28 protein-coding genes are annotated in these 25,455 nt (G+C 66.7%); 21 read left to right on the forward strand and 7 right to left on the reverse strand.

The window, feature by feature from the left end:
* Nucleotides 1-4 precede the first annotated feature (4 nt).
* Both ACFUTU_RS10065 and ACFUTU_RS10070 read left to right on the forward strand, forming a co-directional pair.
* A complete protein-coding gene (locus ACFUTU_RS10065) occupies nt 5-922 on the forward strand; it encodes a DMT family transporter (protein ID WP_377963822.1) in 918 nt (305 codons plus the stop codon).
* 69 nt (nt 923-991) lie between these two features.
* The gene (locus ACFUTU_RS10070) at nt 992-1,141 is read left to right on the forward strand and encodes a hypothetical protein (protein ID WP_377963739.1); all 150 of its coding nucleotides are present in this window, start codon (nt 992-994) and stop codon (nt 1,139-1,141) included.
* 21 nt (nt 1,142-1,162) lie between these two features.
* Here the strand turns inward: ACFUTU_RS10070 and ACFUTU_RS10075 are convergent, their stop codons facing one another.
* Complete coding sequence (locus tag ACFUTU_RS10075) at nt 1,163-1,522, reverse strand: class I SAM-dependent methyltransferase (protein ID WP_377963741.1); 360 nt, start codon at nt 1,520-1,522, stop codon at nt 1,163-1,165.
* A gap of 95 nt (nt 1,523-1,617) precedes the next feature.
* On the reverse strand, nt 1,618-2,478 hold the full coding sequence (gene purU, locus ACFUTU_RS10080) for a formyltetrahydrofolate deformylase (RefSeq protein WP_377963743.1): 861 nt from the start codon (nt 2,476-2,478) through the stop codon (nt 1,618-1,620).
* A gap of 303 nt (nt 2,479-2,781) precedes the next feature.
* On the opposite strand from purU, the gene glyA reads away from it, so the two are divergent.
* The 13 genes from glyA to ACFUTU_RS10145 all read left to right on the forward strand — a co-directional run bounded on the left by glyA (nt 2,782) and on the right by ACFUTU_RS10145 (nt 14,641).
* Nucleotides 2,782-4,086, forward strand: a complete 1,305-nt coding sequence (gene glyA, locus ACFUTU_RS10085) for a serine hydroxymethyltransferase (protein ID WP_377963745.1) — start codon at nt 2,782-2,784, stop codon at nt 4,084-4,086.
* A 3-nt stretch (nt 4,087-4,089) separates the two neighbouring features.
* On the forward strand, nt 4,090-4,989 hold the full coding sequence (locus ACFUTU_RS10090; protein WP_377963747.1) for a bifunctional methylenetetrahydrofolate dehydrogenase/methenyltetrahydrofolate cyclohydrolase: 900 nt from the start codon (nt 4,090-4,092) through the stop codon (nt 4,987-4,989).
* A gap of 113 nt (nt 4,990-5,102) precedes the next feature.
* The gene (locus ACFUTU_RS10095; protein ID WP_377963749.1) at nt 5,103-6,299 is read left to right on the forward strand and encodes a sensor histidine kinase; all 1,197 of its coding nucleotides are present in this window, start codon (nt 5,103-5,105) and stop codon (nt 6,297-6,299) included.
* Nucleotides 6,296-6,961 carry a response regulator gene (locus ACFUTU_RS10100; protein ID WP_377963751.1) on the forward strand — a complete coding sequence of 222 codons (666 nt, stop codon included), beginning with the start codon at nt 6,296-6,298 and terminating at the stop codon, nt 6,959-6,961. The genes ACFUTU_RS10095 and ACFUTU_RS10100 overlap by 4 nt, the downstream gene beginning before the upstream one ends.
* Before the next feature lie 142 nt (nt 6,962-7,103).
* The gene (locus tag ACFUTU_RS10105) at nt 7,104-7,424 is read left to right on the forward strand and encodes an SHOCT domain-containing protein (RefSeq protein WP_377963753.1); all 321 of its coding nucleotides are present in this window, start codon (nt 7,104-7,106) and stop codon (nt 7,422-7,424) included.
* A 179-nt stretch (nt 7,425-7,603) separates the two neighbouring features.
* A complete protein-coding gene (locus ACFUTU_RS10110) occupies nt 7,604-8,563 on the forward strand; it encodes an ABC transporter ATP-binding protein (RefSeq protein ID WP_377963754.1) in 960 nt (319 codons plus the stop codon).
* 91 nt (nt 8,564-8,654) lie between these two features.
* Nucleotides 8,655-9,473: an ABC transporter permease gene (locus tag ACFUTU_RS10115; RefSeq protein WP_377963824.1), complete on the forward strand. Its 819-nt coding sequence runs from the start codon at nt 8,655-8,657 to the stop codon at nt 9,471-9,473.
* The gene (locus ACFUTU_RS10120) at nt 9,470-10,303 is read left to right on the forward strand and encodes an ABC transporter permease (RefSeq protein WP_377963756.1); all 834 of its coding nucleotides are present in this window, start codon (nt 9,470-9,472) and stop codon (nt 10,301-10,303) included. Before ACFUTU_RS10115 ends, ACFUTU_RS10120 begins: the two co-directional genes overlap by 4 nt.
* Nucleotides 10,304-10,411: 108 nt before the next feature.
* A complete protein-coding gene (locus ACFUTU_RS10125) occupies nt 10,412-10,975 on the forward strand; it encodes a hypothetical protein (protein ID WP_377963758.1) in 564 nt (187 codons plus the stop codon).
* A gap of 10 nt (nt 10,976-10,985) precedes the next feature.
* Nucleotides 10,986-11,819: an exodeoxyribonuclease III gene (locus ACFUTU_RS10130; protein ID WP_377963760.1), complete on the forward strand. Its 834-nt coding sequence runs from the start codon at nt 10,986-10,988 to the stop codon at nt 11,817-11,819.
* Nucleotides 11,820-11,837: 18 nt separating this feature from the next.
* The gene (trpS, locus tag ACFUTU_RS10135) at nt 11,838-12,926 is read left to right on the forward strand and encodes a tryptophan--tRNA ligase (RefSeq protein WP_377963762.1); all 1,089 of its coding nucleotides are present in this window, start codon (nt 11,838-11,840) and stop codon (nt 12,924-12,926) included.
* Nucleotides 12,927-12,930: 4 nt separating this feature from the next.
* Entirely contained in the window at nt 12,931-13,539 is a 609-nt protein-coding gene (locus tag ACFUTU_RS10140; RefSeq protein ID WP_377963764.1) for a 2'-5' RNA ligase family protein, read from the forward strand.
* 37 nt (nt 13,540-13,576) lie between these two features.
* Nucleotides 13,577-14,641, forward strand: coding sequence for a YihY/virulence factor BrkB family protein (locus ACFUTU_RS10145; protein ID WP_377963826.1), 1,065 nt, complete (start codon nt 13,577-13,579; stop codon nt 14,639-14,641).
* On the opposite strand, the gene ACFUTU_RS10150 is transcribed toward ACFUTU_RS10145, so the two are convergent.
* From ACFUTU_RS10150 to sdhC, 5 genes are all read right to left on the reverse strand, one after another.
* Entirely contained in the window at nt 14,598-15,368 is a 771-nt protein-coding gene (locus ACFUTU_RS10150; protein ID WP_377963766.1) for an alpha/beta hydrolase family protein, read from the reverse strand. The two genes, ACFUTU_RS10145 and ACFUTU_RS10150, sit on opposite strands and share 44 nt — an antisense overlap.
* 106 nt (nt 15,369-15,474) lie before the next feature.
* Nucleotides 15,475-16,257 (reverse strand): succinate dehydrogenase iron-sulfur subunit, encoded by a 783-nt coding sequence (locus tag ACFUTU_RS10155; protein ID WP_377963768.1) that lies wholly within the window; start codon nt 16,255-16,257, stop codon nt 15,475-15,477.
* Between the two features lies 1 nt (nt 16,258).
* Entirely contained in the window at nt 16,259-18,061 is a 1,803-nt protein-coding gene (gene sdhA, locus ACFUTU_RS10160) for a succinate dehydrogenase flavoprotein subunit (RefSeq protein ID WP_377963770.1), read from the reverse strand.
* Between the two features lie 105 nt (nt 18,062-18,166).
* Nucleotides 18,167-18,658: a succinate dehydrogenase hydrophobic membrane anchor subunit gene (locus ACFUTU_RS10165; protein ID WP_377963772.1), complete on the reverse strand. Its 492-nt coding sequence runs from the start codon at nt 18,656-18,658 to the stop codon at nt 18,167-18,169.
* 3 nt (nt 18,659-18,661) lie between these two features.
* On the reverse strand, nt 18,662-19,042 hold the full coding sequence (gene sdhC / locus ACFUTU_RS10170) for a succinate dehydrogenase, cytochrome b556 subunit (RefSeq protein ID WP_076798412.1): 381 nt from the start codon (nt 19,040-19,042) through the stop codon (nt 18,662-18,664).
* Nucleotides 19,043-19,299: 257 nt separating this feature from the next.
* On the opposite strand from sdhC, the gene ACFUTU_RS10175 reads away from it, so the two are divergent.
* The 6 genes from ACFUTU_RS10175 (at nt 19,300) to ACFUTU_RS10200 (ending at nt 25,271) form a co-directional block, all read left to right on the forward strand.
* Nucleotides 19,300-20,433: a mannose-1-phosphate guanylyltransferase gene (locus tag ACFUTU_RS10175; protein WP_377963774.1), complete on the forward strand. Its 1,134-nt coding sequence runs from the start codon at nt 19,300-19,302 to the stop codon at nt 20,431-20,433.
* A gap of 98 nt (nt 20,434-20,531) precedes the next feature.
* Nucleotides 20,532-21,731 (forward strand): amidohydrolase, encoded by a 1,200-nt coding sequence (locus tag ACFUTU_RS10180; RefSeq protein ID WP_377963776.1) that lies wholly within the window; start codon nt 20,532-20,534, stop codon nt 21,729-21,731.
* Between the two features lie 199 nt (nt 21,732-21,930).
* On the forward strand, nt 21,931-22,365 hold the full coding sequence (locus tag ACFUTU_RS10185) for a MarR family winged helix-turn-helix transcriptional regulator (RefSeq protein WP_377963778.1): 435 nt from the start codon (nt 21,931-21,933) through the stop codon (nt 22,363-22,365).
* 24 nt (nt 22,366-22,389) lie between these two features.
* Nucleotides 22,390-22,821 (forward strand): organic hydroperoxide resistance protein, encoded by a 432-nt coding sequence (locus tag ACFUTU_RS10190; RefSeq protein ID WP_377963780.1) that lies wholly within the window; start codon nt 22,390-22,392, stop codon nt 22,819-22,821.
* On the forward strand, nt 22,818-23,846 hold the full coding sequence (locus ACFUTU_RS10195; protein WP_377963782.1) for an NADP-dependent oxidoreductase: 1,029 nt from the start codon (nt 22,818-22,820) through the stop codon (nt 23,844-23,846). Before ACFUTU_RS10190 ends, ACFUTU_RS10195 begins: the two co-directional genes overlap by 4 nt.
* 330 nt (nt 23,847-24,176) lie before the next feature.
* Complete coding sequence (locus ACFUTU_RS10200; protein ID WP_377963784.1) at nt 24,177-25,271, forward strand: BMP family protein; 1,095 nt, start codon at nt 24,177-24,179, stop codon at nt 25,269-25,271.
* Nucleotides 25,272-25,455 lie beyond the last annotated feature (184 nt).

Consider the following 25,455-nt stretch of genomic DNA (forward strand, 5'->3'; position numbering starts at 1 on the left):
GGTGATACTCCCGCCGCAGGACAAAACGTCCCAGGACAGGCCAGTGCGGAGCGGGCTGTGGTGGGGCCTGCTGGGGGTGCTGGCCTTCTCGTTTACGGTTCCCTTTACGAAGGTTGCCGTGGAGGGGCTGTCGCCGTTGTTCATCGGCTCAGGCCGGGCGGTGGCAGCAGCTGTTCTGGCCGCCGCGGCGCTGGTGCTGGCGCGGCAGCGCCTGCCCCGCGGCAGGCAGTGGCTGCGCGTGGCGGTGGTTGCCGGCGGTGTCGTCGTCGGCTTCCCCATGCTGACCTCCTTCGCACTCACCGCCGCGCCGGCCAGCCACGGGGCTGTTGTGATCGCGTTACTGCCAGCCGCCACTGCCACGACGGCGGTTCTGCGCGGCCGTGAGCGGCCGCCGGTGGCGTTTTGGGCTGCGACCGGAGCGGGCGCCCTTGCCGCCGTCGGTTTCGCCTTCGCGCAGCCCGGCGGCTTCGGGCAGCTGCACTGGACGGACCTGTTGTTCTTCGGCGCCGTGCTGGCAGCTGCCGTGGGGTACGCCGAGGGCGGGCTGCTGGCCCGCGAACTGGGTGCATGGCAGACCATATCCTGGGCCCTTGTCCTGGCCGCGCCCCTGATGGCCGGTGTTGTGGCATTCACGGTGTCGCACCAGCCGCCCTCGGGTACGCCCGGGCAATGGGCCGCCTTTGTTTACCTCGCCCTTGTCAGCATGTTGCTGGGCTTCTTCGCCTGGTACCGCGGCCTCGCCATCGGGCCCATGGCACAGGTGAGCCAGGTCCAGCTCGCACAGCCGGTGATGACCATTTGCTGGGCTGCGCTGCTGCTTGGGGAACAGCTGACGTGGGCCACCGCCGTCGGCGGACTGGCCGTTATGCTCTGCGCCGGCGCCGCGGTCCGCGTGCGGCTCAACCGTCCGGCAGCGTCCTGACGGAGTTGTCCCCGCCTGCGATCCGCATGAGACGCTATCCCCAGTACGGAACGCTCACAAGGGGGAAACATGCTTTCGATACTTATGCCCATAGTCATCTACGTGGTTCCGACGGCGCTCGTGGCAACGGCGCTGTACTGGATCATCCGGCTCGGTGTGAAGCACGGCCTGCGGTCGTACGAGGCAGAAAAGGCGCGGGACGCTGTAACCGAGGTTTAACCGGATCAGTTCCAGCGGTGGTCAAGGAAGAATGACGGCGATCGGCGCACCCGGTTGTGCCACGCGCTCAAGTTCACGTACGACGTCGTCCGCCTGCTCTGCCGTGAGGCCCTCCAGCGACTGGACCGCCCAGATTGCGGGGAAGGTGTTCGCGGCAAAGGGCAGGCACGCCGGGTCTGCCACCGTCACGCTCAGGCGGCGGGCCATCGCGTACCGGACGTTGCCGTCGAAGGGATCAACGCCGGTGTAGTGGATTCCGGCCTGGACGAAGCGGAGGCCGTCGTCGCCCGGGCCGCAGCACACGTCCAGCACGGCGTGCCTGCCCTGTGCCTTGAGCAGGGCGATGAAGGGTTCGAGCGAGGTTTCCGTCAGCAGGGTCATCGTGTTAACCAGTCTTGGTTAAAACCCGCCGGCTGTGAACCGCTGCCCGGGACCCGAAACCGCCGCGGACCCGGCGGCCCGCGGCGGCGTTTCGGTCAGTTGAAGACGACGGTCCGGTTGCCGTCCAGCAGCACGCGGTGTTCGGCATGCCACTGCACGGCCTGGGCGAGGGCGCGGCCCTCCACGTCACGGCCGATCTGCACGAGCTGCTCAGCCGTGCGGGCGTGGCTGACGCGGATGACCTCCTGCTCGATGATCGGACCCTCGTCCAGCGCCGCCGTGACGTAGTGCGCGGTGGCGCCGATTAGCTTCACGCCGCGGGCGTGGGCCTGGTGGTACGGCTTGGCGCCCTTGAAGGACGGCAGGAAGGAGTGGTGGATGTTGATGGCCTTGCCGGTCAGTTCAGTGCAGAGGTCATCGGAGATGATCTGCATATACCGGGCCAGGACGGTCAGCTCCACACCCTCCTCGGCGATGATCTTGCGCAGCTGGTCCTCGGCCTGCTCCTTGGTGTCGGGCGTGACCGGAATGTAGTGGAACGGGATGCCGTAGAAGTCGGCCAGCCCGGCCAGGTCGCGGTGGTTGGAGACGATCGCGGGAATTTCGATGGGCAGGGTGCCGGAGCGCTGCAGGAACAGGAGGTCGTTCAGGCAGTGCGCGGACTTGCTGGCCATCAGCAGGGTGCGGACTTTGCGCCCCACGGGGTTCAGGTTCCACTGCATGCCGAAGGCCTCGGCCACCGGTTCCAGGGCCGCGACCACCTCGTTCTGCGAGGCGGTGGTGGTGGCTTCCACGCGCATGAAGAAGGTGCCGGTGGTCTCGCTGCCGTACTGCTGGGAGTCCGTGATGTTGCAGCCCGCCACGAGCAGGGCGCCGGCAACGGCGTGCACGATTCCGGGGCGGTCGGGGCAGGAGAGGGTTACAACGTACGATTTGGCGAGCTGGTCTTCATTCACGAAGAACAGCCTACCCGCGCGTTGGTCCTGCTTTTGATAGTGTGGTGGCGTCGCAACTGGCGTTTGGGTGGCTAACCACCAGGGAGCGGCACTCACGAAGACCACGGATCGTACGCCTGGGCCGAGGGTCATGTTTTGCCGGTAGCGGTGCGCTTCTCCAAGAGCAGCCACCCAGTGCGCTGCGGCGCCCTTGATTGACCTGCGCCCGGAGCCTTTTCCGGATGGTGGTCATCGAAGGGCGGAGCAACGTTCCAGCCGGTAGCCTGACCTTTAGCAGTGCCCATCCCTAGCCAGGAGTTCTTCGTGACTACTTCACCGACTTCCGTTAGCACTTCCGCCGTCAGCAACCAGCCGCTGGCTGAGCTCGATCCCGAGATCGCCGCAGTACTGGACCAGGAGCTTGGCCGCCAGCGCGGCACCCTGGAAATGATCGCCTCCGAAAACTTCGCCCCCCGCGCCGTCATGGAAGCCCAGGGCTCCGTGCTGACCAACAAGTACGCTGAGGGCTACCCGGGCCGCCGCTACTACGGCGGCTGCGAGTATGTCGATGTCGCCGAGCAGCTGGCCATCGACCGGGTCAAGGCCCTGTTCGGTGCCGAATACGCCAACGTCCAGCCGCACTCCGGCGCCCAGGCCAACGCTGCTGCCCTGTCCGCCATGATCACCCCCGGTGACAAGATCCTGGGCCTGTCCCTCGCCCACGGCGGACACCTCACCCACGGCATGAAGCTCAACTTCTCCGGCAAGCTCTACGAAGTCGCCGCTTACCAGGTTGAGCAGGACACCTTCCGGGTGGACATGGACAAGCTCCGCGAGCAGGCCATCGCCGAGAAGCCGCAGGTGATCATCGCCGGCTGGTCCGCCTACCCGCGCCACCTCGACTTCGCCGCCTTCCGCTCGATCGCCAATGAAGTGGGCGCCCTGCTCTGGACGGACATGGCACACTTCGCCGGCCTTGTGGCAGCGGGCCTGCACCCGAGCCCGGTGCCGCACTCCGACGTCGTCACCTCCACCGTGCACAAGACCCTCGCCGGCCCGCGCTCCGGCGTGATCCTGGCAAAGCAGGAGTGGGCCAAGAAGCTGAACTCCAACGTCTTCCCGGGCCAGCAGGGCGGACCGCTCATGCACGTCATCGCCGCCAAGGCCGTGGCCTTCAAGATCGCCGGCTCCCAGGAATTCAAGGAGCGCCAGGAGCGCGTCCTGGAAGGCGCCAAGATCATTGCCGACCGGCTCAACCAGTCCGACGTTGCCGAGGCCGGCGTTTCCGTCCTCACCGGCGGCACCGACGTCCACCTGGTGCTGGTTGACCTGCGCAACTCGCAGCTGGACGGCCAGCAGGCCGAGGACCTCCTGCACTCGGTCGGCATCACCGTCAACCGCAACGCCGTGCCGTTCGACCCGCGCCCGCCGATGGTCACCTCCGGCCTGCGCATCGGCACCCCGGCCCTGGCCACCCGCGGCTTCGGCGCCACCGAGTTCACCGAGGTTGCCGACATCATCGCGACCGCGCTGAAGGCCGGTTCCGCAACCGACGTCGAGGCCCTGCAGGCCCGCGTTGACAAGCTCGCAGCCGACTTCCCGCTGTACCCGCAGCACGAACAGTGGTGATCCATGACTGAAACCGCAAAAACCGCGCAGATCCTTGACGGCAAGGCCACCGCCGCTGCCATCAAGGCCGAGCTGACCGAACGCGTGGCCGCACTCAAGGCCAGGGGCGTCACTCCGGGACTGGGCACCATCCTGGTGGGGTCTGACCCCGGCAGCACCTGGTACGTGGGCGGCAAGCACAAGGACTGCGCCGAGGTGGGCATCAACTCCATCCGCCGCGACCTGCCCGAGGAAACCACCCAGGACGAGCTCCTGGACGTGGTCCGCGAGCTGAACGAAAACCCTGACTGCACGGGGTACATCGTCCAGCTGCCGCTGCCCAAGCACATCGACCAGGACGTCATCCTGGAGGCCATGGATCCGGACAAGGACGCCGACGGCCTGCACCCGATGAACCTGGGCCGGCTGGTGGCCAACATCAGCGGACCCATGAAGTCCCCGCTGCCCTGCACCCCCAAGGGCTGCGTGGAACTGCTCAGCCGGCACGGCATCGACCTCAAGGGCAAGCGCGTTCTCGTGGTCGGACGCGGCGTGACCATCGGCCGTCCGGTGGGCCTGCTGCTGACCCGCAAGGACGTCAACGCCACCGTGGTGCTGGCGCACACCGGTACCGCCGACCTGCCCGCCGAACTCCGGCAGGCCGACGTCGTGATTGCTGCGGCCGGCGTGCCGCACCTGGTCAAGGCGGAGGACCTGAAGCCCGGCGCCATCGTGCTCGACGTCGGCGTGAGCCGCGTGGACGACGGCACCGGCAAGGCCGTGGTCACAGGGGACGTGCACCCCGACGCCGCCGACGTCGCCGCCTGGCTGTCGCCGAACCCGGGCGGAGTGGGTCCGATGACCCGCGCCATGCTCCTGGCCAACGTGGTGGAAACCGCGGAACGCCAGGCGGGTATCTCCTAGCCTGAGCTGGGCCCAGCTCAACCATCGTCGTGGGGCGCTTACTCCTGAGGGAGTAGGCGCCCTACCCCGTTAAGCCGACGACGGGCGCTGCCTTCCCGGCTAGGCTCGGACCTATGCAGCGCCGTTTCCGGGGACCGCCCACAGCAGCCATCGTGGTTGCCGTGGGCGTCATCGAGGTGGTGGGCACCGTCTTCGCCTCCGCCCGGCAGCCGGACCACCGGCCGCTGGATGCCCTGGCCTTCGTCCTGCTGCTGGCGGGACCAGCCTCCCTGTCGCTGCGGCGCCGCGCCCCGCTGGTGATGCTGCCCGTCGCGGCCTCCTCTGTGGGGACCTACCTGGCGCTCGGCTACGCGTGGGGTCCGGTGTTCCTGTCGCTGGCGCTGGCGATCGTGCTGTCCGCCGCGGCGGGCAAGCGATGGCAGACCTGGACCGTGGCGGGCGCATGCGCAGCGGTGCTGGTGGCGGCAGCGGTGGCCGGCGGTGACGAGTTCGCCCTGGTCCGGGCCTTCGCCGGAACCTCGTGGCTGGCCATCCTGGTGCTGATGGGGGAGGGCATCCGGCTGCGGACCGAGCGGGTGGCCGAACGCCGTCGCCAGCGGGAGGCCCGTGAACAGGCCGCCCGCGACGAGTACCGGCTGGCCCTCGCCCGGGACATTCACGATGTTGTGGCCCATTCCCTGTCGCTGATCAACGTCCGCGCCTCGGTGGCGCTGCATCTGGGCGAGAAGGACCCGGCCCAGTTCCGCCCGGCGCTGGAGGCCATCAAAGCCGCCAGCAAGGAGTCGCTCGCCGAGATCCGCCAGCTCCTGGGCGTGCTCCGTGAGGATGCCCCGTTAAGCCCCGCACCCCCGCCCCGGCTGGACCGCGTTCCCGCGCTTGCCGATGACGCGCGCCGCGCCGGGCTCGAGGTCAGCCTGACCCAGCCGGACACAGCCGCCGTGCAGCAGCTCCCGGACACCGTCCAGGAAGCGGCGTACCGCATTGTCCAGGAGGCACTGACCAACGTGGTGCGCCATTCAGGCGGGCGGAAGGCCGCCGTCGTAATCGCCCTGGAACGCCCGACGGCGGCGCGGAACCAGGGACAGCAGCTCACCGTGACCGTTGACGACGACGGCGCCGGGGCCGCCGGAGTGCCGGAAGGCAACGGCGTGACGGGGATGCGGGAGAGGGCGGCCGCCGTGGGCGGTTCGCTCTCCGTCGGGTCGCTGGACCTTGCGCCGCTGCGGCCGGGCTGGCGCGTCCGTGCCGTGATGCCGGTAGCCGGGCCGCCGGCCGCGCCCTTGCCGGCTCCGGAACGGGAGACGCGATGATCCGCATCCTGCTCGCCGATGACCAGACCCTCATCCGGGCCGGCTTCCGTGCCCTCCTGAATGCCGAACCGGACATGGAGGTGGTGGCTGAGTGCGGCACCGGAGGAGACGCCGTCCGGCTCGCCGCCCGGGAGCGTCCCGACGTCGTACTCATGGACATCCGGATGCCCGGCACCGACGGCCTGGAGGCCACCCGGAAAATCATGGCTGACCGCGGCCTCGCCGGCACCCGCATCATCATCCTCACCACCTTCGAACTGGACGAATACATTGCGGAGGCGGTGCGGGCCGGGGCAGCGGGGTTCCTGGTGAAGGACACCGAACCCGAGGAGCTGCTCCGCGCCGTGCGCGTGGTCCACGACGGCGACGCGCTGCTCTCGCCGTCAGTTACCCGGCGCATCATGGCCCAGCTGGCGGTGCAGTCCCGGGCGACGGATGCCCCGGTATCCCTGGCGAACATCACCGAACGCGAACGGGAAGTCCTGAAGCTCGTGGGCGAGGGCCTGAACAACGCCGAGATCGCGGAGCGGCTGGTGATCACGCCGCTCACGGCCAAGACCCACGTCTCCCGCATCATGACCAAGCTGCTGGTCCGGGACCGGGCCCAGCTGGTGGTGCTGGCCTACGAGTCAGGCCTCGTCCGCCCCGGCTGGACCGGCTGAGGCCGCAGCGCACTGGGGGCCTCCCGACGGAGTATGCGGGGCATCCAAGGTGACTCCCGGCGCCGGACGACCCGCCGCCGTCGGAAAGCCAGACTCGAAGCAGAGCCGAAAGACGGCCCTTACCGAGATTTGGGAGCATGACATGACCACACCCCTAGCCACCACTTTCACGGCCCAGACCGTGCAGCTGCTGACCGATCCCGTCCACGGTCCCTGGGGTACAGGCCCCTGGGGCGCAGGATTCTCCCCATGGTTCCTGCTGTTCCCGCTGTTCTGGATCCTGGTGATCGGCCTGCTGATCTTCTTCTTCCGGCGCACGTGGCGCCGGAACCACGAGTGGGCCACCGCCCGCGGCGGCGAAAGCGTCCTGCGGGAGCGCTATGCACGCGGCGAGATCGACGAGACCGAGTACCGCCAGCGGCTGGAGGTCCTGCGGGGAGACACCCGCGGCACCCGCCGGTAACGCCAACCGCAACGCGAGGTCAGATGGCGCCGAATGGAGACGTCGGATTGGGCGGAAAGTGACCTCGCGTTGCCGCCGTTCAGGGTTTTCGAGATTCAGCTATTCCTTTGGCTAACGCCGCGTACTAGCGTGATGGGGTGCCCGAACTCCATTCCGCCGAAGGAACGTCCAGGAAGCCTGTGCCCGAAAATGATGGCACTGCTGTGCCCGCCGCGCCGCGGTACGTGATCACCGCCGAGAACCTGACCAAGACCTACGGCGACGTGACCGCCGTCGACGGGATCTCCTTCAGCGTTCCCGCGGGGGAGTCCTTCGGGCTGCTCGGGCCCAACGGTGCGGGGAAGTCCACCACCATGAAAATGATCGGCGGGGTGTCCCAGCGGACCTCCGGGAACCTGACCATCATGGGGCTGGACCCGGAGCAGAACGGTCCCGAGGTCCGCGCACACCTGGGTGTTGTGCCGCAGCAGGACAACCTGGACGAGGAACTCAAGGTCCGGGACAACCTGCTGGTTTACGGCCGCTACTTCGGCCTTCCCATGAGCTACCTCAGGCCCAAGGCCGACGAGCTCCTCGAGTTCGCGCAGCTGACGGACAAGGCCAAGTCAAAGGTGGACGCCCTGTCCGGCGGCATGAAGCGGCGCCTCACCATCGCCCGTTCGCTCATCAACGAGCCGCGTATCCTGCTGCTGGACGAGCCCACCACCGGCCTGGACCCGCAGGCACGGCACATCCTGTGGGACCGGCTGTTCCGGCTGAAGGAGCAGGGCGTCACGCTCATCCTCACCACCCACTACATGGACGAGGCCGAGCAGCTCTGCGACCGGCTGATCGTGGTGGACAAGGGCCGGATCATGGCCGAGGGCTCTCCGGCGTCGCTCATCCGTGACTACTCCACGCGGGAGGTCCTGGAGCTGCGGTTCGGATCGGAGCGCAACGCCAGCATCGGGTCCGAGCTCGAGGGCATCGGCGAACGCCTGGAAACACTCCCGGACCGGGTGCTGATTTACACAAACGACGGCGAGGCGGCACTGGAAGACGTCTCGGCGCGCGGGCTGCGGCCACTGACCTCGCTGGTGCGCAGGTCCTCGCTGGAGGACGTGTTCCTCCGGCTGACCGGCAGGAGCCTCATTGACTGAGCCATCCCGGACTGAGCCGTCCCCGGGCCGTTCCGCCGGGCCGGCCGCCGTCACCGCCGGCTCACCGGAAAGTCCGACGGCGGGACGCACCTTGCGCGCCCACCCTCCCGGGGTGTCGGCCGCCAAAGCGCGGCGCTGGGGCGCCTTCTACTACGCCGAACAGGTCCTGCGCGTCATGAAGGGCTACGGCTGGTCCATCTTCCTGTACAGCGTGGGCCAGCCGGCGGCGTACCTGTTCGCGATGGGCGTCGGCCTGGCCACCCTGGTGGACACCAGCAGCGCCGCAGCGTTCGGCGGGGTCAGCTACATCGCCTTCATTGCGCCGGCCCTGCTGGTCTCCGCCGCCGTCATGACCGCCGCCAACGAGTTCACGTTCCCCGTGATGGACGGCTTCAAATGGCGCCGGGTCTACTACGGGCCGCACGCCTCCCCGCTGACCCCTGAGCAGATCGCGGCCGGGCAGATCATCGCCGTCACGCTGCGGTTCCTGCTGCAGTCTGTCATCTACTTCGCCATCGTGGCCATGTTCGGTGCCTCGCCGAGCGGCTGGGGCTGGGGCTCGGTGCTGGTGGCGACCCTGGCAGGGCTCTCGTTCGGCCTGCCGCTCATGGCCTACGCGGCATCCATCAAGGATGACAAGGGCCAGTTCGCCATGGTGATGCGGTTCATCGTCATGCCGCTGTTCCTCTTCTCCGGCACGTTTTTCCCGCTGGATACGCTGCCCGTGCTGGTCCGGTGGATCGGCTGGATCTCGCCGATCTGGCACGGCACGGAGCTGGGCCGGGTGATGACCTTCGGCTACGGGGAGTCCCCGGTGCTGACCATCATCCACGTCGTATTCCTGCTGGGACTGGCGTGGTTCGGGTGGGTCCTCACCAAACGGCAGTTCGTCAGGAGGATGGGACAGTGACAGTCCTGACGCAGGGCCACGCCGTCACGGAGGAAGCCCGGAACCGGCGCTTCGGCCCGCTCTATTCACGCAACGCCCGGGCAGTGATCGGGCGCGGGCTGATGGCCACCAAGAGCAGCAACTGGCTGGTCATGCTGTCCGGGTTCTTCGAGCCGGTGCTGTTCCTGATTTCCATGGGCGTCGGGATGGGTGCCGTGGTGGGTTCCGTCACCGGGCCGGGCGGGCAGGAGATCAGCTACGCGGCGTACATCGCGCCCGCGCTCCTGGCGGTGTCGGCCATGAACGGCGCGGTCTACGACTCCACCTGGAACGTCTTCTTCAAGATGAACTTCGCCCGGCTCTACCAGGGCATGCTGTACACCTCGCTCGGACCCCTGGACGTGGCCATCGGGGAGATCTTCCTGGCGCTGCTGCGCGGCCTGCTATACGCCACCGGGTTCACGGCGGTCATGGGCGTGATGGGCCTGATCACCACGCCGTGGGCGCTGCTGATGATTCCGGCCTCGGTGCTGATTGCGTTCGGGTTCGCGAGCTTCGGCATGGGCATCACCAGCTTCATGAAGACCTTCCAGCAAATGGACTGGGTGAACTTCATCATGCTGCCGATGTTCCTGTTCAGCGCCACGTTCTACCCGCTGAGCGTCTACCCGCAGTACATCCAGTGGCTCATCCAGGCCATGCCCCTGTGGCACGGGGTGGAGCTGCTGCGCCAGATCAGCGCCGCCTCCTTCACCCCGGCGACGGCCATCCACGTGGGCTACTACCTCGTGATGATCGTGCTGGGCCTCATGCTCACCACCGGCAGGCTGCGCAGCCTGTTCCTCAAGTAGGTTCCCCGCCGGAGTTCACGGGAGGGGTGCCGGGGGTTGTTCGCTGACAGGTGTTCGCCGCCGGTGGAAGCGTCCTGGGGCGCTCCGGGGATTTGAGAGAATAGCTGCATGCAATCTCTGGGCAGCTCCAAGTCTTCATCCACCCCCGGCCGGGGCGGCTTCTCCCTGTTCCGCATCAGCGGCCCGGGCCTGCTGGTCCTGATCACCGCCTTCCTGGTGGCAGTGATCTTCGCGGCCAACCAGAACGACGTCGTCGGCTGGGTCGTGGCCGTCATCGCGCTGTTCTGGCTGGCGCTCGCCTCCTTCGTGGTCTTCAGCATCCAGCGGGCGGCCAAGAAGGCCGGGGCGAAGATCAACGAGGCGCACAACGCGTTCAACGCCGCCACCGGCCGTGCCCCCTCCACCGTTTCGGCAGATCACGGCGGAACCCGCCTGGTCCAGGAGCGCAGCGAGGCGGAGGAACTCCGCGACATGAAGCTCGACCACTCCTTCAAGATCGTGCAGGTGCAGGTGCGCGTGGTGGAGCAGGAGCGCGCCAAAGGCGCCGCAGCGGACCAGGACACCATCCGCCGGGCCCTCGAGACCATCGAAATTACCGCCACCAACGCCCGTGACATGATCAAGTCGTCCGGCGGCTCCGGCGAGCCCGTAACCGGAACCATCATCGACTAGAGTGGAACGGGTGAGCTCGGCATTGAAGAAGGACCACCTTCGCATCGCAACAGTCAACGTCAACGGCCTCCGCGCAGCCTACAAAAAAGGCATGGCCGAGTGGCTGGCGACCCGCGAAGTGGACATCCTCACCCTGCAGGAAGTCCGGGCCCCGGACGCCATCGTCCGCCAGCTCATCGGTGAGGGGTGGCACATCCTGCACGCCGAAGCCGAGGCCAAAGGCCGCGCCGGCGTCGCCATCGCCTCCCGCGAGGAGCCCCTGGTCACCCGTGACCACATCGGCGACGACTATTTCGCCGCGGCCGGCCGCTGGGTGGAGGCGGACTTCCGCGTCCGCGACGCCGAAGGCAACGCCTCCCAGCTGACCGTCGTGAGCGCCTACGTGCACTCCGGCGAGGCCGGCACCCCCAAGCAGGAGGACAAATACCGCTTCCTGGATGTCATGAGCACGCGCCTGCCCGAGCTCACCAAGCACAGCGACCATGCCCTGGTCACCGGTGACCTGAACGTCGGCCACACCGAGCTGGACATCAAGAACTGGAAGGGCAACGTCAAGCGTGCCGGCTTCCTTCCGGAGGAGCGTGCCTACTTTGACCGCTTCTTCGGCGAGGAGATCGGCTGGAAGGATGTTCACAGGGGCCTGGCGGGTAACGTCAACGGCCCCTACACCTGGTGGTCGCAGCGCGGCCAGGCGTTCGACAACGATACCGGCTGGCGCATCGACTACCACCTGGCCACCCCCGCCCTGGCGGCCGCCGCAGTGCAGGCCGTCGTGGACCGGGCGCCGTCGTGGGACACCCGCTTCTCTGACCATGCCCCGCTGGTAGTGGACTACCGGCTCTAGTTCCTAAGGCTTTGACGAATGACTTCCACTTCCACCGCGACTGACACCGCAGCTGCCCAGCCCGCGGCAGCCAACGGCACCCAGCCGGCAGCCGGGATCCGGCACCGCATCCTGTCCGGGATGCAGCCGTCCGCCGACTCCCTGCACCTCGGCAACTACATCGGTGCCCTGGTGAACTGGGTCCGGATGCAGGATGAGTACGACGCCATCTTCTTCATCCCGGACCTGCACGCGATCACCGTTCCCCAGGACCCGGCGGAGCTCGCACGCCGCACGCGCGTCACGGCGGCCCAGTACATCGCCGGCGGCGTGGATGTGGACAAATGCACCCTGTTCGTCCAGTCCCAGGTGCCCGAACACGCCCAGCTGGCCTGGGTCCTGAACTGCATCACCGGGTTCGGCGAGGCCTCCCGCATGACCCAGTTCAAGGACAAGTCGCTCCGGCAGGGCTCGGACTCCGCCAGCGTCGGCCTGTTCACCTACCCGATCCTCCAGGCCGCGGACATCCTGCTCTACCAGCCGCAGGGCGTTCCGGTGGGGGAGGACCAGCGCCAGCACGTGGAGCTCAGCCGCGACCTCGCCACCCGGTTCAACACCCGCTTTGGCAAGACCTTCACTGTTCCGGAGCCCTTCATCCAGAAGGAATCGGCGAAGATCTATGACCTGCAGCTTCCCACCGCCAAGATGTCCAAGTCGGCGGAGTCTCCCAATGGCCTGATCAACCTGCTGGACGAGCCGAAGGTCACCGCCAAGCGGATCAAGTCCGCCGTGACCGACGCCGAGACGGAGATCCGGTTCGACCGCGAAACCAAGCCCGGCGTGTCCAACCTGCTCACCATCTACTCGGCCATCACCGGGCAGACCGTGGAGCAGCTGGTCAAGGCCTACGAAGGCAAGATGTACGGCCACCTGAAGGTGGACCTCGCCGAGGTGGTCACCGAGCACCTGACCCCCATCCGCAACCGTGCCAACGAACTCCTCGCGGACCCGGCAGAGCTGGACCGGCTGCTGGCCCACGGTGCCGACAAGGCCCGCGCAATCGCCTCGGCCACCCTCGAGGACGTTTACGCCAAGACCGGTTTCCTTCCATATGCCGGAGCCCGCTAGCGAGATGCCGGCCTCAAAGCCCGCCAACAGCGGAGTCAGCGAAGGAATGAGCCTTGGGGTCATTCTGGGCTTCCCGCCTGAAATCGCCGAGGAACTGCAGCGGTGGCGGGCGTCCTTCGGGGACCCCATGGCCACCGTCATTCCGGCGCACATCACCCTGGTGACCACCACCCCCACGCATGACTGGGAAGCTGCCCGGGACCACGTGCGGGAGGTCGCACGGACGCAGGCGCCGTTCATGGTGACCATCTGCGGAACCGGGTCTTTCCGGCCCGTCTCCCCGGTGGTGTTCATCAACGTGGAGGAAGGGTTCCAGGAGTGCGTCGACCTCCACGAAAGGCTCCAGACCGGGCCGCTGCAACGTGAGCTCCCCTTTGCCTACCATCCCCATGTGACCATCGCCCACGATGTGGCACCGGAAAGCCTCGATGAGGCCGAAACGGTGCTGAAAGACTACAGGGCAACCTTCCCGGTGGTTAGCATGGGACTTTACGAGCACGACTCCGACGGTATTTGGCAGCTACGGGAAGAGCTTGACTTTGGTACCGAACCAGACGACGAACGGGACGCCCTCCGAGCAACAAACGCCGACGGAGCCACCGCTCCCCACTGAGCGGGCGCAGCTGAAGCTGCAGGTCATCCGCAAGCAGGTGGAGTGGGGCAAGGCCCGCCGCTCCGGCCAGGGGGCTTTTCCGCAGCTCATGGCGCTGGCCCAGTGGCTGCAGGCCCGGCTCAACGCCTTCCGGCCGATGCGGACCTGGCAGCACTACACGCTGCAGCACGGACCGCTGATGAGCGCCGGCACGGGCTTCAACATGTTCTTCTCCATCACGGGCCTGCTGACCACCGGTTTCTCCATTGCGGGGCTGGCGCTCCGCGGCCAGCCGGCGCTGCTGGACCGGATTGTTGCCAGCGTGGCCGAAAGCGCTCCGGGCCTGCTGAAGGTCGACGGCGGTGACGGGCTGGTGGACCCCAAGGACCTCCTGAATCCCGACGGTCTCGGCTGGACTGCCGTCATCGCCGCCGTGGTCACCGTCATCACGTCCCTGGGCTGGATCGCCGGGCTCCGTGAGGGGCTGCGCGGCGTGATGATGCTCGGCCCGCTCAAGCTCAACCCCGTGATCCTCAAACTGCACGACGCCGGAACGCTGCTGCTGCTCGGCGTCGCCCTGGTCATCAGCTCCGGTGCGTCGCTCGTGTTCGGAACCGCCGCCGGATGGGTCATGGAGCAGCTCCGCCTGGACCCGGCCGTGGCGGGGCCCGTGGCGGCGCTGATCAAGATCGCCGTGCCGTTGCTCCTGAACTGGGTCACGGCGCTCATCATGTTCCGGCTGGCCGGCGGCCTCAAACTCTCCCGCCAGGCCATGCTGGAGGGAACCATCCTGGCGGGAGTGGGCACCACGGTCCTGCAGGTCTTCAGCACGGAACTGCTCGCCGGCGCCGGCCGAAACCCCATCCTTGCCTCGTTCGCCATCATCATCGGGCTGCTGATCTGGTTCAACCTGGTCAGCCAGGTCTACCTCGTGTCCGCGTCCTGGGCGGCCATCCGCGAAGGGGACCTGAAGGCCGCTCCGGCAGCCAAAACCACCGGCTGGGGCGCACGGCAGGTGCAGCCCGGGAAGACGCCGGTGGAACGGCACCACCCGGCCGAGCACCCGCGGCCGGTGGGTCTCAGTGTCCGGCGTCGAGGTACTGGTCGGCCCAGGCCGCGATAATCTTTGCCGCCCGCGCCGCCTGGCCCTTGCCGGTCAGCAGGTGGTCGCTGCCCTCCAGCGAGACGAAGTTCCGCGGGTGGCGGGCGGTCTGGAAGATGGTGCTGGCGTTCTCGATGCCCACGGTGTTGTCTGTGGGGGAGTGCAGCACCATGAGGGGCTTGTGCAGCCGCCGGATGCAGTCCGTGAGGTCGGCGTTCTCCAGGTCCTCGACGAAATGCCGGCGGATTTCCACACGCTTGCCGCCCAGGTCCACCTCCGCGCTGCCTTCGCTGAGGATCTTGTCCAGGGCAGCGTCGAAGACGTGCGCCACGTGCTTGGGGGAGAAGGGCGCGCCAACGGTGGCAACGGCATCGACCTCAGGGATTTCGGACGCAGCCGCGAGGACGGCCGCGCCGCCGAAGGAATGCCCCACCAGCAGGGAAATCGCCCGGCCCCCGGCCCGCATGAACTCGGCGGCCCGGACCGTGTCCGCCACCTTGTGGCTGAAGGACCCCGCGGACCACTGCCCTGCGGAGCCGCCAAGGCCCACGTTGTCGAAGCGGAGCATGCCGATCCCGTTGTCCGCCAGCGCCTTGCACATCCGGGATGCCGCGGGGCTGTCCTTGCCCAGCGTGAAGCCGTGCGAAAAGACGCCCCAGCCCTTCACGGGGCCTTCCGGCACGTCGAGGATGCCGGAGAGCAGTTCGCCGGTGGTGCCTTCGAAGGACACCTTCTCGGAGCGGTGCATCTGTTTTCTTCCTATTCGTAATGCAACGACGGCGCCGCTCACCGTACGTTTTCCGCACGTGGTGAGCGACGCCGTCGTACTCTTTGGGTCCGCTAAATCAGCGGGCTCAGATCTTGCGGGCCAGGATGGCCTGCTTGACCTCTGCGATGGCCTGCGTGACCTGGATGCCGCGGGGGCATGCCTCGGAGCAGTTGAAGGTGGTGCGGCATCGCCACACGCCTTCCTTGTCGTTGAGGATCTCCAGGCGCATGTCGCCGGCGTCGTCACGGGAGTCGAAGATGAAGCGGTGGGCGTTCACGATCGCTGCCGGGCCGAAGTACTGGCCGTCGGTCCAGAACACGGGGCAGGATGACGTGCACGCGGCGCACAGGATGCACTTGGTGGTGTCGTCGAAGCGCTCCCGGTCCTCGGCGGACTGCAGGCGTTCCTTGGTGGGCTCGTGGCCCTTGTTGATAAGGAACGGCATGACCTCGCGGAAGGACTGGAAGAAGGGTTCCATGTCCACGATCAGGTCCTTCTCCACCGGCAGGCCCTTGATGGGTTCAACGGTGATGGGCTTGGACGTGTCCAGGTCCTTCAGCAGGGTCTTGCAGGCGAGGCGGTTGCGGCCGTTGATGCGCATGGCATCGGAACCGCAGACGCCGTGGGCGCAGGAGCGGCGGAAGGACAGGCTGCCGTCCACGTCCCACTTGACCTTGTGCAGTGCGTCCAGCACACGGTCCGTGCCGTACATGGTCAGCTTGAAGTCGTCCCAGCGGGCTTCGGCGGACGCTTCGGGGTCGTAGCGGCGCACGCGCAGGGTGATGTCGAACGTCGGGATTTCCCCGCCGCCGCCAACACCGGCGGGAAGTTCGATCTTGGAGGCTGGCTCAGCAAGTTCAGCGGACATATTAGTACTTCCTCACCATCGGCTCGTAGCGCGTAAAGACAACCGGCTTGGTGGCAAGCCGGACACCGGCGATTGCCTCCTCCGCGGAACCGTCGGCCGGTGCGTGGTCTTCTTTGTACGCCATGGAGTGCTTCATGAATTTTTCGTCGTCGCGGTCCGGGAAGTCCTCGCGGAAGTGGCCGCCGCGGGATTCCTCACGGTGCAGGGCAGCAACCGTCATGACCCGTGCCAGTTCCAGCAGGAACCCGAGCTCGACGGCCTCCAGCAGGTCAAGGTTGAACCGCTTGCCCTTGTCCTGGACGTTGATGCGCGTGTACCGCTCTTCGAAGGACTCGATGTCCTTGAGGACCTGGTTGAGCGTGTCCGCCGTGCGGAACACCTGCATGTTGGCGTCCATGGTGTCCTGCAGTTCCTTGCGGATCGCGGAGACCTTTTCGGTGCCGTTGGCGTTGCGGGCAACATCCAGCAGCTGGGTGGTGAAGGCTTCCGGGTTCTCCGGGAGCTCCACGAAATCAGCGGTCTTGGCGTACTCGGCGGCGGCAACGCCGGCGCGCTTGCCGAACACGTTGATGTCCAGCAGGGAGTTGGTGCCAAGGCGGTTGGAGCCGTGCACGGAAACGCAGGCCACCTCACCGGCGGCGAACAGGCCGGGAACCACGGTGTCGTTGTCCTGCAGGACTTCGGTGGCGATGTTCGTCGGGATGCCGCCCATGGCGTAGTGGGCCGTCGGGAAGACGGGGACAGGCTCCGTGTAGGGCTCCACGCCGAGGTAGGTGCGGGCGAACTCGGTGATGTCGGGCAGCTTCGCGTCGATGTGCGCCGGCTCGAGGTGCGTCAGGTCAAGGAGCACGTAATCCTTGTTCGGACCGCAGCCGCGGCCTTCGCGGACCTCGTTGGCCATGGAGCGGGCCACGATGTCACGCGGCGCCAGGTCCTTGATGGTCGGGGCGTAGCGCTCCATGAAGCGCTCACCCTCGGAGTTGCGCAGGATGGCGCCTTCACCGCGGGCGGCCTCGGACAGCAGGATGCCCAGGCCGGCAAGGCCGGTCGGGTGGAACTGGAAGAACTCCATGTCCTCCAGGGGGATGCCCCGGCGGAATGCGATGCCCATGCCGTCACCGGTCAGGGTGTGCGCGTTGGAGGTGGTCTTGAAGACCTTGCCGGCGCCGCCGGAGGCGAACACCACGGACTTGGCCTGGAAGACGTGCAGCTCGCCGGAGGCGAGGTCGTAGGACACGACGCCGGCAACGCGCTTCTGCTTGTACGGCGTGCCGTCCTCGCGCACGGCGTCTTCCTCGACCGTCAGCAGGTCCAGGACGTAGTACTCGTTGTAGAACTCAACGTTGTGCTTGACGCAGTTTTGGTACAGGGTCTGGAGGATCATGTGGCCCGTGCGGTCGGCGGCGTAGCAGGCGCGGCGCACCGGAGCCTTGCCGTGGTCACGGGTGTGGCCGCCGAAGCGGCGCTGGTCGATGCGGCCCTCGGGCGTGCGGTTGAACGGCAGGCCCATCTTCTCGAGGTCCAGCACCGCGTCAATGGCTTCCTTGGCCATGACCTCGGCGGCGTCCTGGTCAACCAGGTAGTCGCCGCCCTTAATGGTGTCGAAGGTGTGCCATTCCCAGTTGTCTTCCTCGACATTGGCCAGGGCTGCACACATGCCGCCCTGCGCCGCACCCGTGTGGGAGCGGGTGGGGTAGAGCTTGGTCAGTACTGCTGTTCGCGCACGCTGACCGGACTCGATCGCGGCGCGCATCCCGGCGCCACCGGCACCGACGATGACGACGTCGTACTTATGGACCTGCATACCAGACGCTCTTTCTCTCAAAATTCGCAATAAACAGCGGGCGGTCTGAAGCCGTCTCCGCACAAAATTGCGGCCCGCCAATCGATGGCGGGCCGCCACGGGATGCTACGCGGGGCAGAAGCCGCCGGGCAGCTGGACGCCGTCCACCACGGGGCACGGGTTGAAGGTGAAGATCACCAGGGTGCCGAGGATGATGATGACGGCGGAGGCTGCGTAGAGGACCATCTTGAGCCAGAAACGGGTGGAGTCCTTCTCGGCGTAGTCGTTGATGATGGTGCGCACGCCGTTGGTGCCGTGCAGCATGGCCAGCCACAGCATGGCCAGGTCCCAGAACTGCCAGAACGGATCTGCCCACTTGCCGGCAACAAAGCCGAAGTCGATGGCGTGGATGCCCTCGCCCACCAGGAGGTTAACGATGAGGTGGCCGAAGATCAGGACGACTAGGACCACGCCGGAGAGGCGCATGAACAGCCAGGCCAGCATTTCGAAGTTGCCGCGCGAGTTGCCGTTGCGGCGGTACTTCGGGGCGATCCGGCCGGACTCGGGCTTGCCGCTGATCTGCCCGCTGCGAGGGGACTGGATCTCAGTTGCAGACATGGCTTAGTGACCTCCGAGCGCGAGGGACAGGTGGCGGATGGCGAAGGCGACCATGGTGACGACCCACAGGCCCAGCACTACCCAAAGCATCTGGCGCTGGTACTTGGCGCCCTTCTTCCAGAAGTCGACGGCGATGATCCGCAGGCCGTTGAAGGCGTGGAACACGATCGCTGCGACGAGGCCCGTTTCACCCAGGGCCATCAGCGGGTTCTTGTAGGCACCGATTACGGCGGTGTAGGCCTCCGGCGACACCCTCACCAGTGAGGTGTCAAGCACATGGACCAACAAGAAGAAAAAGATCACTACACCTGTAATGCGGTGTCCAACCCAGGACCACATGCCTTCACGGCCGCGGTACAAGGTGCCAGCTGGTTTCGTCGGCACTGAATAAACCTCCCTGAACACAGCGGCGCTGGCGCGGGATCCACGCCGGGGGAAACGCCTGCTGCGAGAGCACTCGTAGCTCAGGCCTAAATCTAGGCTTCGCTTACAGCTTATTCAATTCAGGTGTTCCTTGCCCGCCACGTACTGTACGGATTTTCGGCTTTTTTGAGACAAACACCACATCTGTTGCCACCCTATCCGCATCCTGCCGGCAGCCGAAAGGCCGCCCTGAGGCGCGTCGGCTAAAGTAGGCCCTGATGAGTAACGACAAAGTGACAAGCCAGGATTCACCGCTCAGCCGTTTTATTGCTGTGATTCCTGCAGGCGGTGTGGGGACCCGCCTCTGGCCTCTGTCGCGTGCAGCAGCTCCCAAGTTCCTTCACGACCTGACGGGGTCCGGCAGCACGCTCCTGCGTGCCACCTACGACCGCCTGGAACCGCTGGCCGGCAACCGGGTCCTCGTGGTCACCGGTGTGGCACACCGCAATGCCGTGTGCAGCCAGCTCCCCGAGGTGGAAGACGCCGACCTCGTGCTGGAGAGCGAGCCCAAGGACTCCGGCGCCGCCATCGGCCTGGCCGCAGCCATCCTGCACCAGCGCGATCCCGACGTCATCATGGGCTCCTTCGCGGCAGACCATGTGATCAGCCCCGACGAGCTCTTCCAGGACACCGTCCGGGAAGCCATCCACACCGCTGCGGCGGGCAAGATCGTGACCATCGGCATCAAGCCGACCCACCCCTCCACGGGCTTTGGTTACATCCGGTCCGGAAACTCGCTGCGCATTCCGGGAGCCCCCAGCGCCCAGGCCGTGATGGAGTTCGTGGAGAAGCCGGACGAGGACGTTGCCCAGCAGTACGTCGACAGCGGCGACTACGTCTGGAACGCCGGCATGTTCGTGGCGCCCGTTTCGCTCATGCTCAAGCACCTGGAAGCGAACCAGCCCGAACTCTTCAACGGCTTGCAGGAAATCGCTCAGGCCTGGGACACCCCGCGGCGTGACGAAGTCACCGCGCGCATCTGGCCCACCCTGCCCAAGATTGCCATTGACTACGCAGTCGCCGAGCCTGCAGCGGCAGCCGGGGACGTCGCCGTCGTACCCGGATCCTTCCGCTGGGACGACGTCGGTGACTTCGCCTCGGTGGGCCGGCTGAACAGCGCCAAGGAAGTGGACGAGGTGACCGTCCTTGGCGAGGGCGCCCGCGTCTTCACCGAAAACGCCAGCGGCGTGGTGGTCTCGGACACCAAGCGCGTCATCGCGCTGATCGGCATCAAGGACGTCGTCATCGTGGACACCCCGGACGCGCTGCTGGTGACCACCAAGCAGCACTCCCAGCGGGTCAAGCAGGCCGTGGATGCGCTGAAGGCCAGCGGCGACACCGACGTTCTCTAGCCGGGGGCGTTCCGGCCTGCTCGTGAACCGCGGCCGTCGGACACGTAACGCGGAGAAGGCGATGCCGCTAATTTTTCCTGCATCGCTACAGTTGAGGTGTGCGCAATTACACTACTGAAGCTGAGCCCACCGCACTGGTGGGGCCGTGGCTCGAACCCCTGCTGCCGGAACTAATCGATTTTCGCCGTGACCTGCATGCGCACCCCGAACTGTCCTTCAGGGAATTCCGGACGACGGACAAGCTGGCAGAGCGGCTCGAGGCTGCCGGCCTCCAGCCGCGCCGCCTGGAGGGCACCGGCCTGACGGTGGACATCGGCGAGGGCCCGATCGCCACGGCGCTGCGCGGTGACATCGACGCCCTGCCGATCATCGAGGAAACCGGACTGCCGTTCGCCTCGAAGAACCACGGCGTCACCCACGCCTGCGGCCACGACGTGCACACCACCACCATGCTGGGCATCGCCCTGGTGCTGCACCGCATGCACCAGGAGTCCCCGCTGGGCGGATCCGTGCGCATCATCTTCCAGCCGGCCGAGGAAACCATGCCGGGCGGTGCACACTCGTGCATCGAGCAGGGCGTGCTGGAGGGCGTGCCCCGCATCCTGGCCCTGCACTGCGACCCCCGCATCGAAGTGGGCAAGATCGGTACCCGTATCGGCGCCATCACGTCGGCATCGGACACCATCAGGATTGAACTGTCCGGGCGCGGCGGCCACACCTCACGCCCGCACCTGACCGAGGACCTTGTTTTCGCGCTGGCCCAGATTGCCGTGAACGTGCCGGCCGTCCTGTCCCGCCGCGTGGATGTCCGCAGCGGCGTGTCCGTGGTGTGGGGGCACATCTCCGCAGGCTCTGCGCCGAACGCCATCCCCGGCACCGGATATATGGCAGGGACCATGCGCTGCCTGGACCGCGACGCATGGCACAGCGCCGGCGAACTGCTGGATGAGGTGGTGCACCAGGTGGCCGCGCCCTACGGTGTGGACGTGCGTTTGGAGCACACCCGCGGTGTTCCTCCGGTGGTGAACTCCGAGCACGAGACAGCGCTGATCGAGGCCGCGGCCCGTGCCGAAATCGGTGAGAGTTCGGTGGTGCTCACGCCGCAGTCCATGGGCGGGGAGGACTTCGCCTGGTTCTTGGCAGAGCTGCCGGGCGCCATGATGCGCCTGGGCACCAAGACCCCCGGCGGCGAGGAGTACGACCTGCACCGCGGAGACTACATCCTGGACGAGCGGGCCCTTGGCTACGGCATCCAGGTCCTCACCGCCGCAGCGCTCCGCACCATCCGCGACCTCTAGCCTCCAGTCGCCGCGACCTGCGCAGCGCGAGCGTACCCCCCACCCCGCAGCACGAACGTACACTTCAGCCCCGTCCCCTGGCGCGCGAACTGGCAGCAAATGCCCTCAAATTCCACTTTTGAAGGCATTACCTGCCAGTTCGCGCTCTTCTTTCGGGGCGTAAGTTGTGCACAATTGAATTGGCCGCTACCTTTAAGGCATGCCCGATGCTCCCCGCCTGGACCGCCAGGTGTGCTTTGCCCTGTATTCCGCCTCGCGTGCCGCCACCGCTGTGTACCGGCCGCTCCTCGAGGAGCTCGGCCTGACGTACCCGCAGTACCTCGTCATGCTGGTGCTCTGGGAAAACGAACCCCGCGGCGTGCGTGAACTGGGGGAGGAGCTCGGGCTCGACTCCGGGACCCTCTCGCCGCTGCTCAAGCGGCTCGAGGCGCTGGGCCTCGTGGAGCGCCGCCGCTCGGCCGAGGACGAGCGGCGGGTGGCCGTGCACCTGACCGACGCCGGCAAGGGCCTGAGCAGCAAGGCGTCCGGCGTCCCCCAGCACCTGGCGGCAGCGGCGGGCCTGAGCCCCAAAGAACTTGACCAGCTGCGCGAAACCCTCGGCAAGCTCACCGCAGCCCTGCACGATTCGCTCTAAACCTCCCCAAAAGAAGGAAACCCTTTGAAGACTCTCTACACAGCCGAGGCCCTCGCTTCCGGCGAAGGGCGCGACGGCTCCGCGCGGACCCGGGACGGCAAGCTCGACGTCACCCTCGCCAGCCCGGTGGAGCTGGGCGGCAGCGGCCAGGGCACCAACCCCGAGCAGCTGTTCGCGGCCGGCTATGCGGCCTGCTTCCACTCCGCCCTCCGCGTGGTCGGCCGGCAGGCCCGGGCGGACCTTACCGACTCTGCCGTCGCGGCCAAGATCCACTTTGGCGCCCTCGAGGACCGCGACGGCTACGGGCTGGCCGCCGAGCTGGAGATAGCCCTCCCCGCACTCGACCGGGACACCGCCGAAAGGCTCATGGCCAAGGCGCACAGCATCTGCCCGTACTCCAACGTGACGCGCGGCAACATGGATGTGGCCCTGACGCTCGTGGAGTTCGCAGCGTGAGCGCCGGCGCAGCAACGGCGTTGCCCGTCACGACGCGCGAGATCCAGCTGGCATCGCGCCCCACGGGGCGGCCGGTGGCGGAAAACTTCAGGCTCGCCGAGACCGGAATCCCGGCGCTCAATGAGGGCCAGGTCCTGGTCCGGAACCTGTTCATCTCCGTGGACCCCTACATGCGCGGCCGGATGAACGACGCCAAGTCCTATTCGGCGCCATTCGCGCTGGACAAAGCGCTCGACGGCGGCGCCGTGGGTGAGGTGATCGCGTCCCGTTCCGAACAGCGCAAGGTGGGGGACGTCGTCGTACATCAGCTTGGCTGGCGCGCGCATGCGGTGGTGGACGCTGAGAAGACAACCGCCGTGGACACCAACCTCGCCCCGGCCTCAGCGTTCCTGGGTGCGCTGGGCATGACCGGACTCACCGCGTTTGCCGGGCTGCTGAAGGTCGCGGAGTTCAAGCCCGGGGACGCCGTGTTCGTCTCCGGCGCGGCCGGCGCCGTGGGCTCCCTCGTGGGGCAGATCGCCAAAGCCATGGGCGCCTCACGCGTCATCGGCAGCGCGGGCACGCCGGAGAAAGTCGCACGCCTGCTGGACCTGGGCTTCGATGCGGCGTTCAACTACCGCGACGCCCCGGTCCTGGACCAGCTCAAGGCCGCCGCAGGCAGCAACGGCATTGACGTGTACTTCGACAACGTCGGCGGCGACCATCTCGAAGCTGCGCTGTCCGTCCTGAACGCGGGCGGTCGGGTGGCCATGTGCGGTGCCATCGCCCAGTACAACGCGACGGAGCCTCCCGCCGCGCCGCGCAACCTCGCCATAGCCATCGGCAAGCAGCTCACGCTGCGCGGGTTCCTGGTGGGCGGCCAGCGCCAGCACGCCGCCGAATTCGCCGAAACGATGGCGGGCTGGCTGGCCGACGGCACGGTCCGGTACGACGAGACCGTGGTTGACGGGCTGGAGAACGCGCCGCAGGCCTTCATGGACATGCTCGACGGCGGGAACACCGGAAAGATGCTGGTCCGGCTCTAGCTTCACAACAGTCCCGCGGACTGAGCGCGAACGTACACTTGTGGCCCTGGGAAACGCTTCCCCGGGGCCACAACTGTACGTTCGTGCCGGGCATGGAGGGGCGGAGCTACTCGCAGGTAACAGGTTCTCAACAATCTCTGCCTTCCGCTGCGGAAGTGGTTATCCGGATGTGGCGCAGAACACTACAGTGGGCTCATAAGTGCGCTTCGGCGCAGTGCTGCGAAACCATCAGTGAAAACAGAATTTCGGCGGAGCATTAGAAACGGACACTCATTGAATCTCCATCGTGGCGCCCCGCTCTTTCTTTCTGGAGGAAATTTGAAGAAGGCAATGCTTGCAAACATCAAGCGCGGTTCAGTGGCCGGTGTGGCTTCCGTGGGGGCAGCGGCCCTGATCCTGACCGGCTGCGGCCCGGCACCCGAAGCCGGCAGCCCCACCGCAACGGCAAGCGACTACACGGGCTGTATTGTGTCCGACTCCGGCGGTTTCGATGACCAGTCGTTCAACCAGTCCTCCTATGAGGGCCTGAAGAAGGCGGAGAAGGACCTTGGCATCAAGGTCAACCAGGTGGAGTCGCAGACCAACAACGACTTCGAACCGAACCTTCGTGCCATGGTCACCGCCGGCTGCAACCTGACCGTCACCGTGGGATTCCTCCTCGGCGACGCGACCAAGAAACAGGCCGAAGCCAACCCGGACAAGCACTTCGCCATCATCGACTTTGGCTATCCCAAGCCGATAGCCAACGTCAAGCCGATCATCTACGACACCGCACAGGCCGCATTCCTGGCCGGCTACCTCGCCGCCGGCAGCACGAAGACCGGCGCGGTGGCCACGTTCGGCGGCATCAAGATCCCCACCGTCACGATTTTCATGGACGGCTACGCGGACGGCGTGAAGTACTACAACGAGAAGAAGGGCAAGAACGTCAAGCTCCTCGGCTGGGACAAGGCCAAGCAGGACGGCAGCTTCACCGGCGACTTCGAAAAGCAGGACAAGGGCAAGCAGCTCACCCAGAACTTCCTCGACCAGGGCGCGGACATCGTGATGCCCGTGGCCGGTCCGGTGGGCAAGGGGGCCGGTGCTGCGCTGAAGGAAGCCAAGGCCGCAGGCAAGGACGTCAAGCTGATCTGGGTCGACTCGGACGGGTTCCTCACCGCCCCGGACTACAAGGACATCATGCTCTCCTCTGTCATGAAGCAGATGGGCGCTGCTGTTGAGACCGTGGTCAGGGAGGACAAGGACGGCAAGTTCACCAGCGACCCGTACGTTGGCACCCTCGCCAACGACGGCGTCCAGCTGGCACCGTTTCACGACTTCGATTCCGCTGTTCCGTCAGAGCTGAAATCCGAGCTGGACCAGATCAAGAAGGACATCGTTGACGGCAAGCTGAAGGTCGAGTCCGCAGCGAGCCCCAAGGCCTAGTTCCTCCGCAAAGCGCCACCGCCCGGATGGTCACCCGACTGCACGGGAGGTGGCGCTTTTCGTTGGCCGCATTCAGTTGGGGCCGATTCTTTCGATGGGCCAGTCAGCTCATCCCATGGCTGCAGGCACTAGGCTGATCCTGCAGCCGCATATCCCGTCCGGCTATCGCTGCCGGACGCTTCGA

It is taken from the genome of Arthrobacter sp. NPDC057388 (assembly GCF_042668165.1).
In the GTDB taxonomy this organism is placed as follows: domain Bacteria; phylum Actinomycetota; class Actinomycetes; order Actinomycetales; family Micrococcaceae; genus Arthrobacter.

Bases quoted from the DNA above. Each gene is read 5' to 3' on its own strand.
- ACFUTU_RS10070 (WP_377963739.1), top strand. From the start codon at position 992: ATGCTTTCGATACTTATGCCCATAGTCATCTACGTGGTTCCGACGGCG.
- ACFUTU_RS10075 (WP_377963741.1), bottom strand. From the start codon at position 1,522: ATGACCCTGCTGACGGAAACCTCGCTCGAACCCTTCATCGCCCTGCTC.
- ACFUTU_RS10090 (WP_377963747.1), top strand. From the start codon at position 4,090: ATGACTGAAACCGCAAAAACCGCGCAGATCCTTGACGGCAAGGCCACC.
- ACFUTU_RS10095 (WP_377963749.1), top strand. From the start codon at position 5,103: ATGCAGCGCCGTTTCCGGGGACCGCCCACAGCAGCCATCGTGGTTGCC.
- ACFUTU_RS10100 (WP_377963751.1), top strand. From the start codon at position 6,296: ATGATCCGCATCCTGCTCGCCGATGACCAGACCCTCATCCGGGCCGGC.
- ACFUTU_RS10105 (WP_377963753.1), top strand. From the start codon at position 7,104: ATGACCACACCCCTAGCCACCACTTTCACGGCCCAGACCGTGCAGCTG.
- ACFUTU_RS10125 (WP_377963758.1), top strand. From the start codon at position 10,412: ATGCAATCTCTGGGCAGCTCCAAGTCTTCATCCACCCCCGGCCGGGGC.
- trpS (WP_377963762.1), top strand. From the start codon at position 11,838: ATGACTTCCACTTCCACCGCGACTGACACCGCAGCTGCCCAGCCCGCG.
- ACFUTU_RS10140 (WP_377963764.1), top strand. From the start codon at position 12,931: ATGCCGGCCTCAAAGCCCGCCAACAGCGGAGTCAGCGAAGGAATGAGC.
- ACFUTU_RS10150 (WP_377963766.1), bottom strand. From the start codon at position 15,368: ATGCACCGCTCCGAGAAGGTGTCCTTCGAAGGCACCACCGGCGAACTG.
- ACFUTU_RS10155 (WP_377963768.1), bottom strand. From the start codon at position 16,257: ATGTCCGCTGAACTTGCTGAGCCAGCCTCCAAGATCGAACTTCCCGCC.
- sdhA (WP_377963770.1), bottom strand. From the start codon at position 18,061: ATGCAGGTCCATAAGTACGACGTCGTCATCGTCGGTGCCGGTGGCGCC.
- ACFUTU_RS10165 (WP_377963772.1), bottom strand. From the start codon at position 18,658: ATGTCTGCAACTGAGATCCAGTCCCCTCGCAGCGGGCAGATCAGCGGC.
- ACFUTU_RS10175 (WP_377963774.1), top strand. From the start codon at position 19,300: ATGAGTAACGACAAAGTGACAAGCCAGGATTCACCGCTCAGCCGTTTT.
- ACFUTU_RS10185 (WP_377963778.1), top strand. From the start codon at position 21,931: ATGCCCGATGCTCCCCGCCTGGACCGCCAGGTGTGCTTTGCCCTGTAT.
- ACFUTU_RS10200 (WP_377963784.1), top strand. From the start codon at position 24,177: ATGCTTGCAAACATCAAGCGCGGTTCAGTGGCCGGTGTGGCTTCCGTG.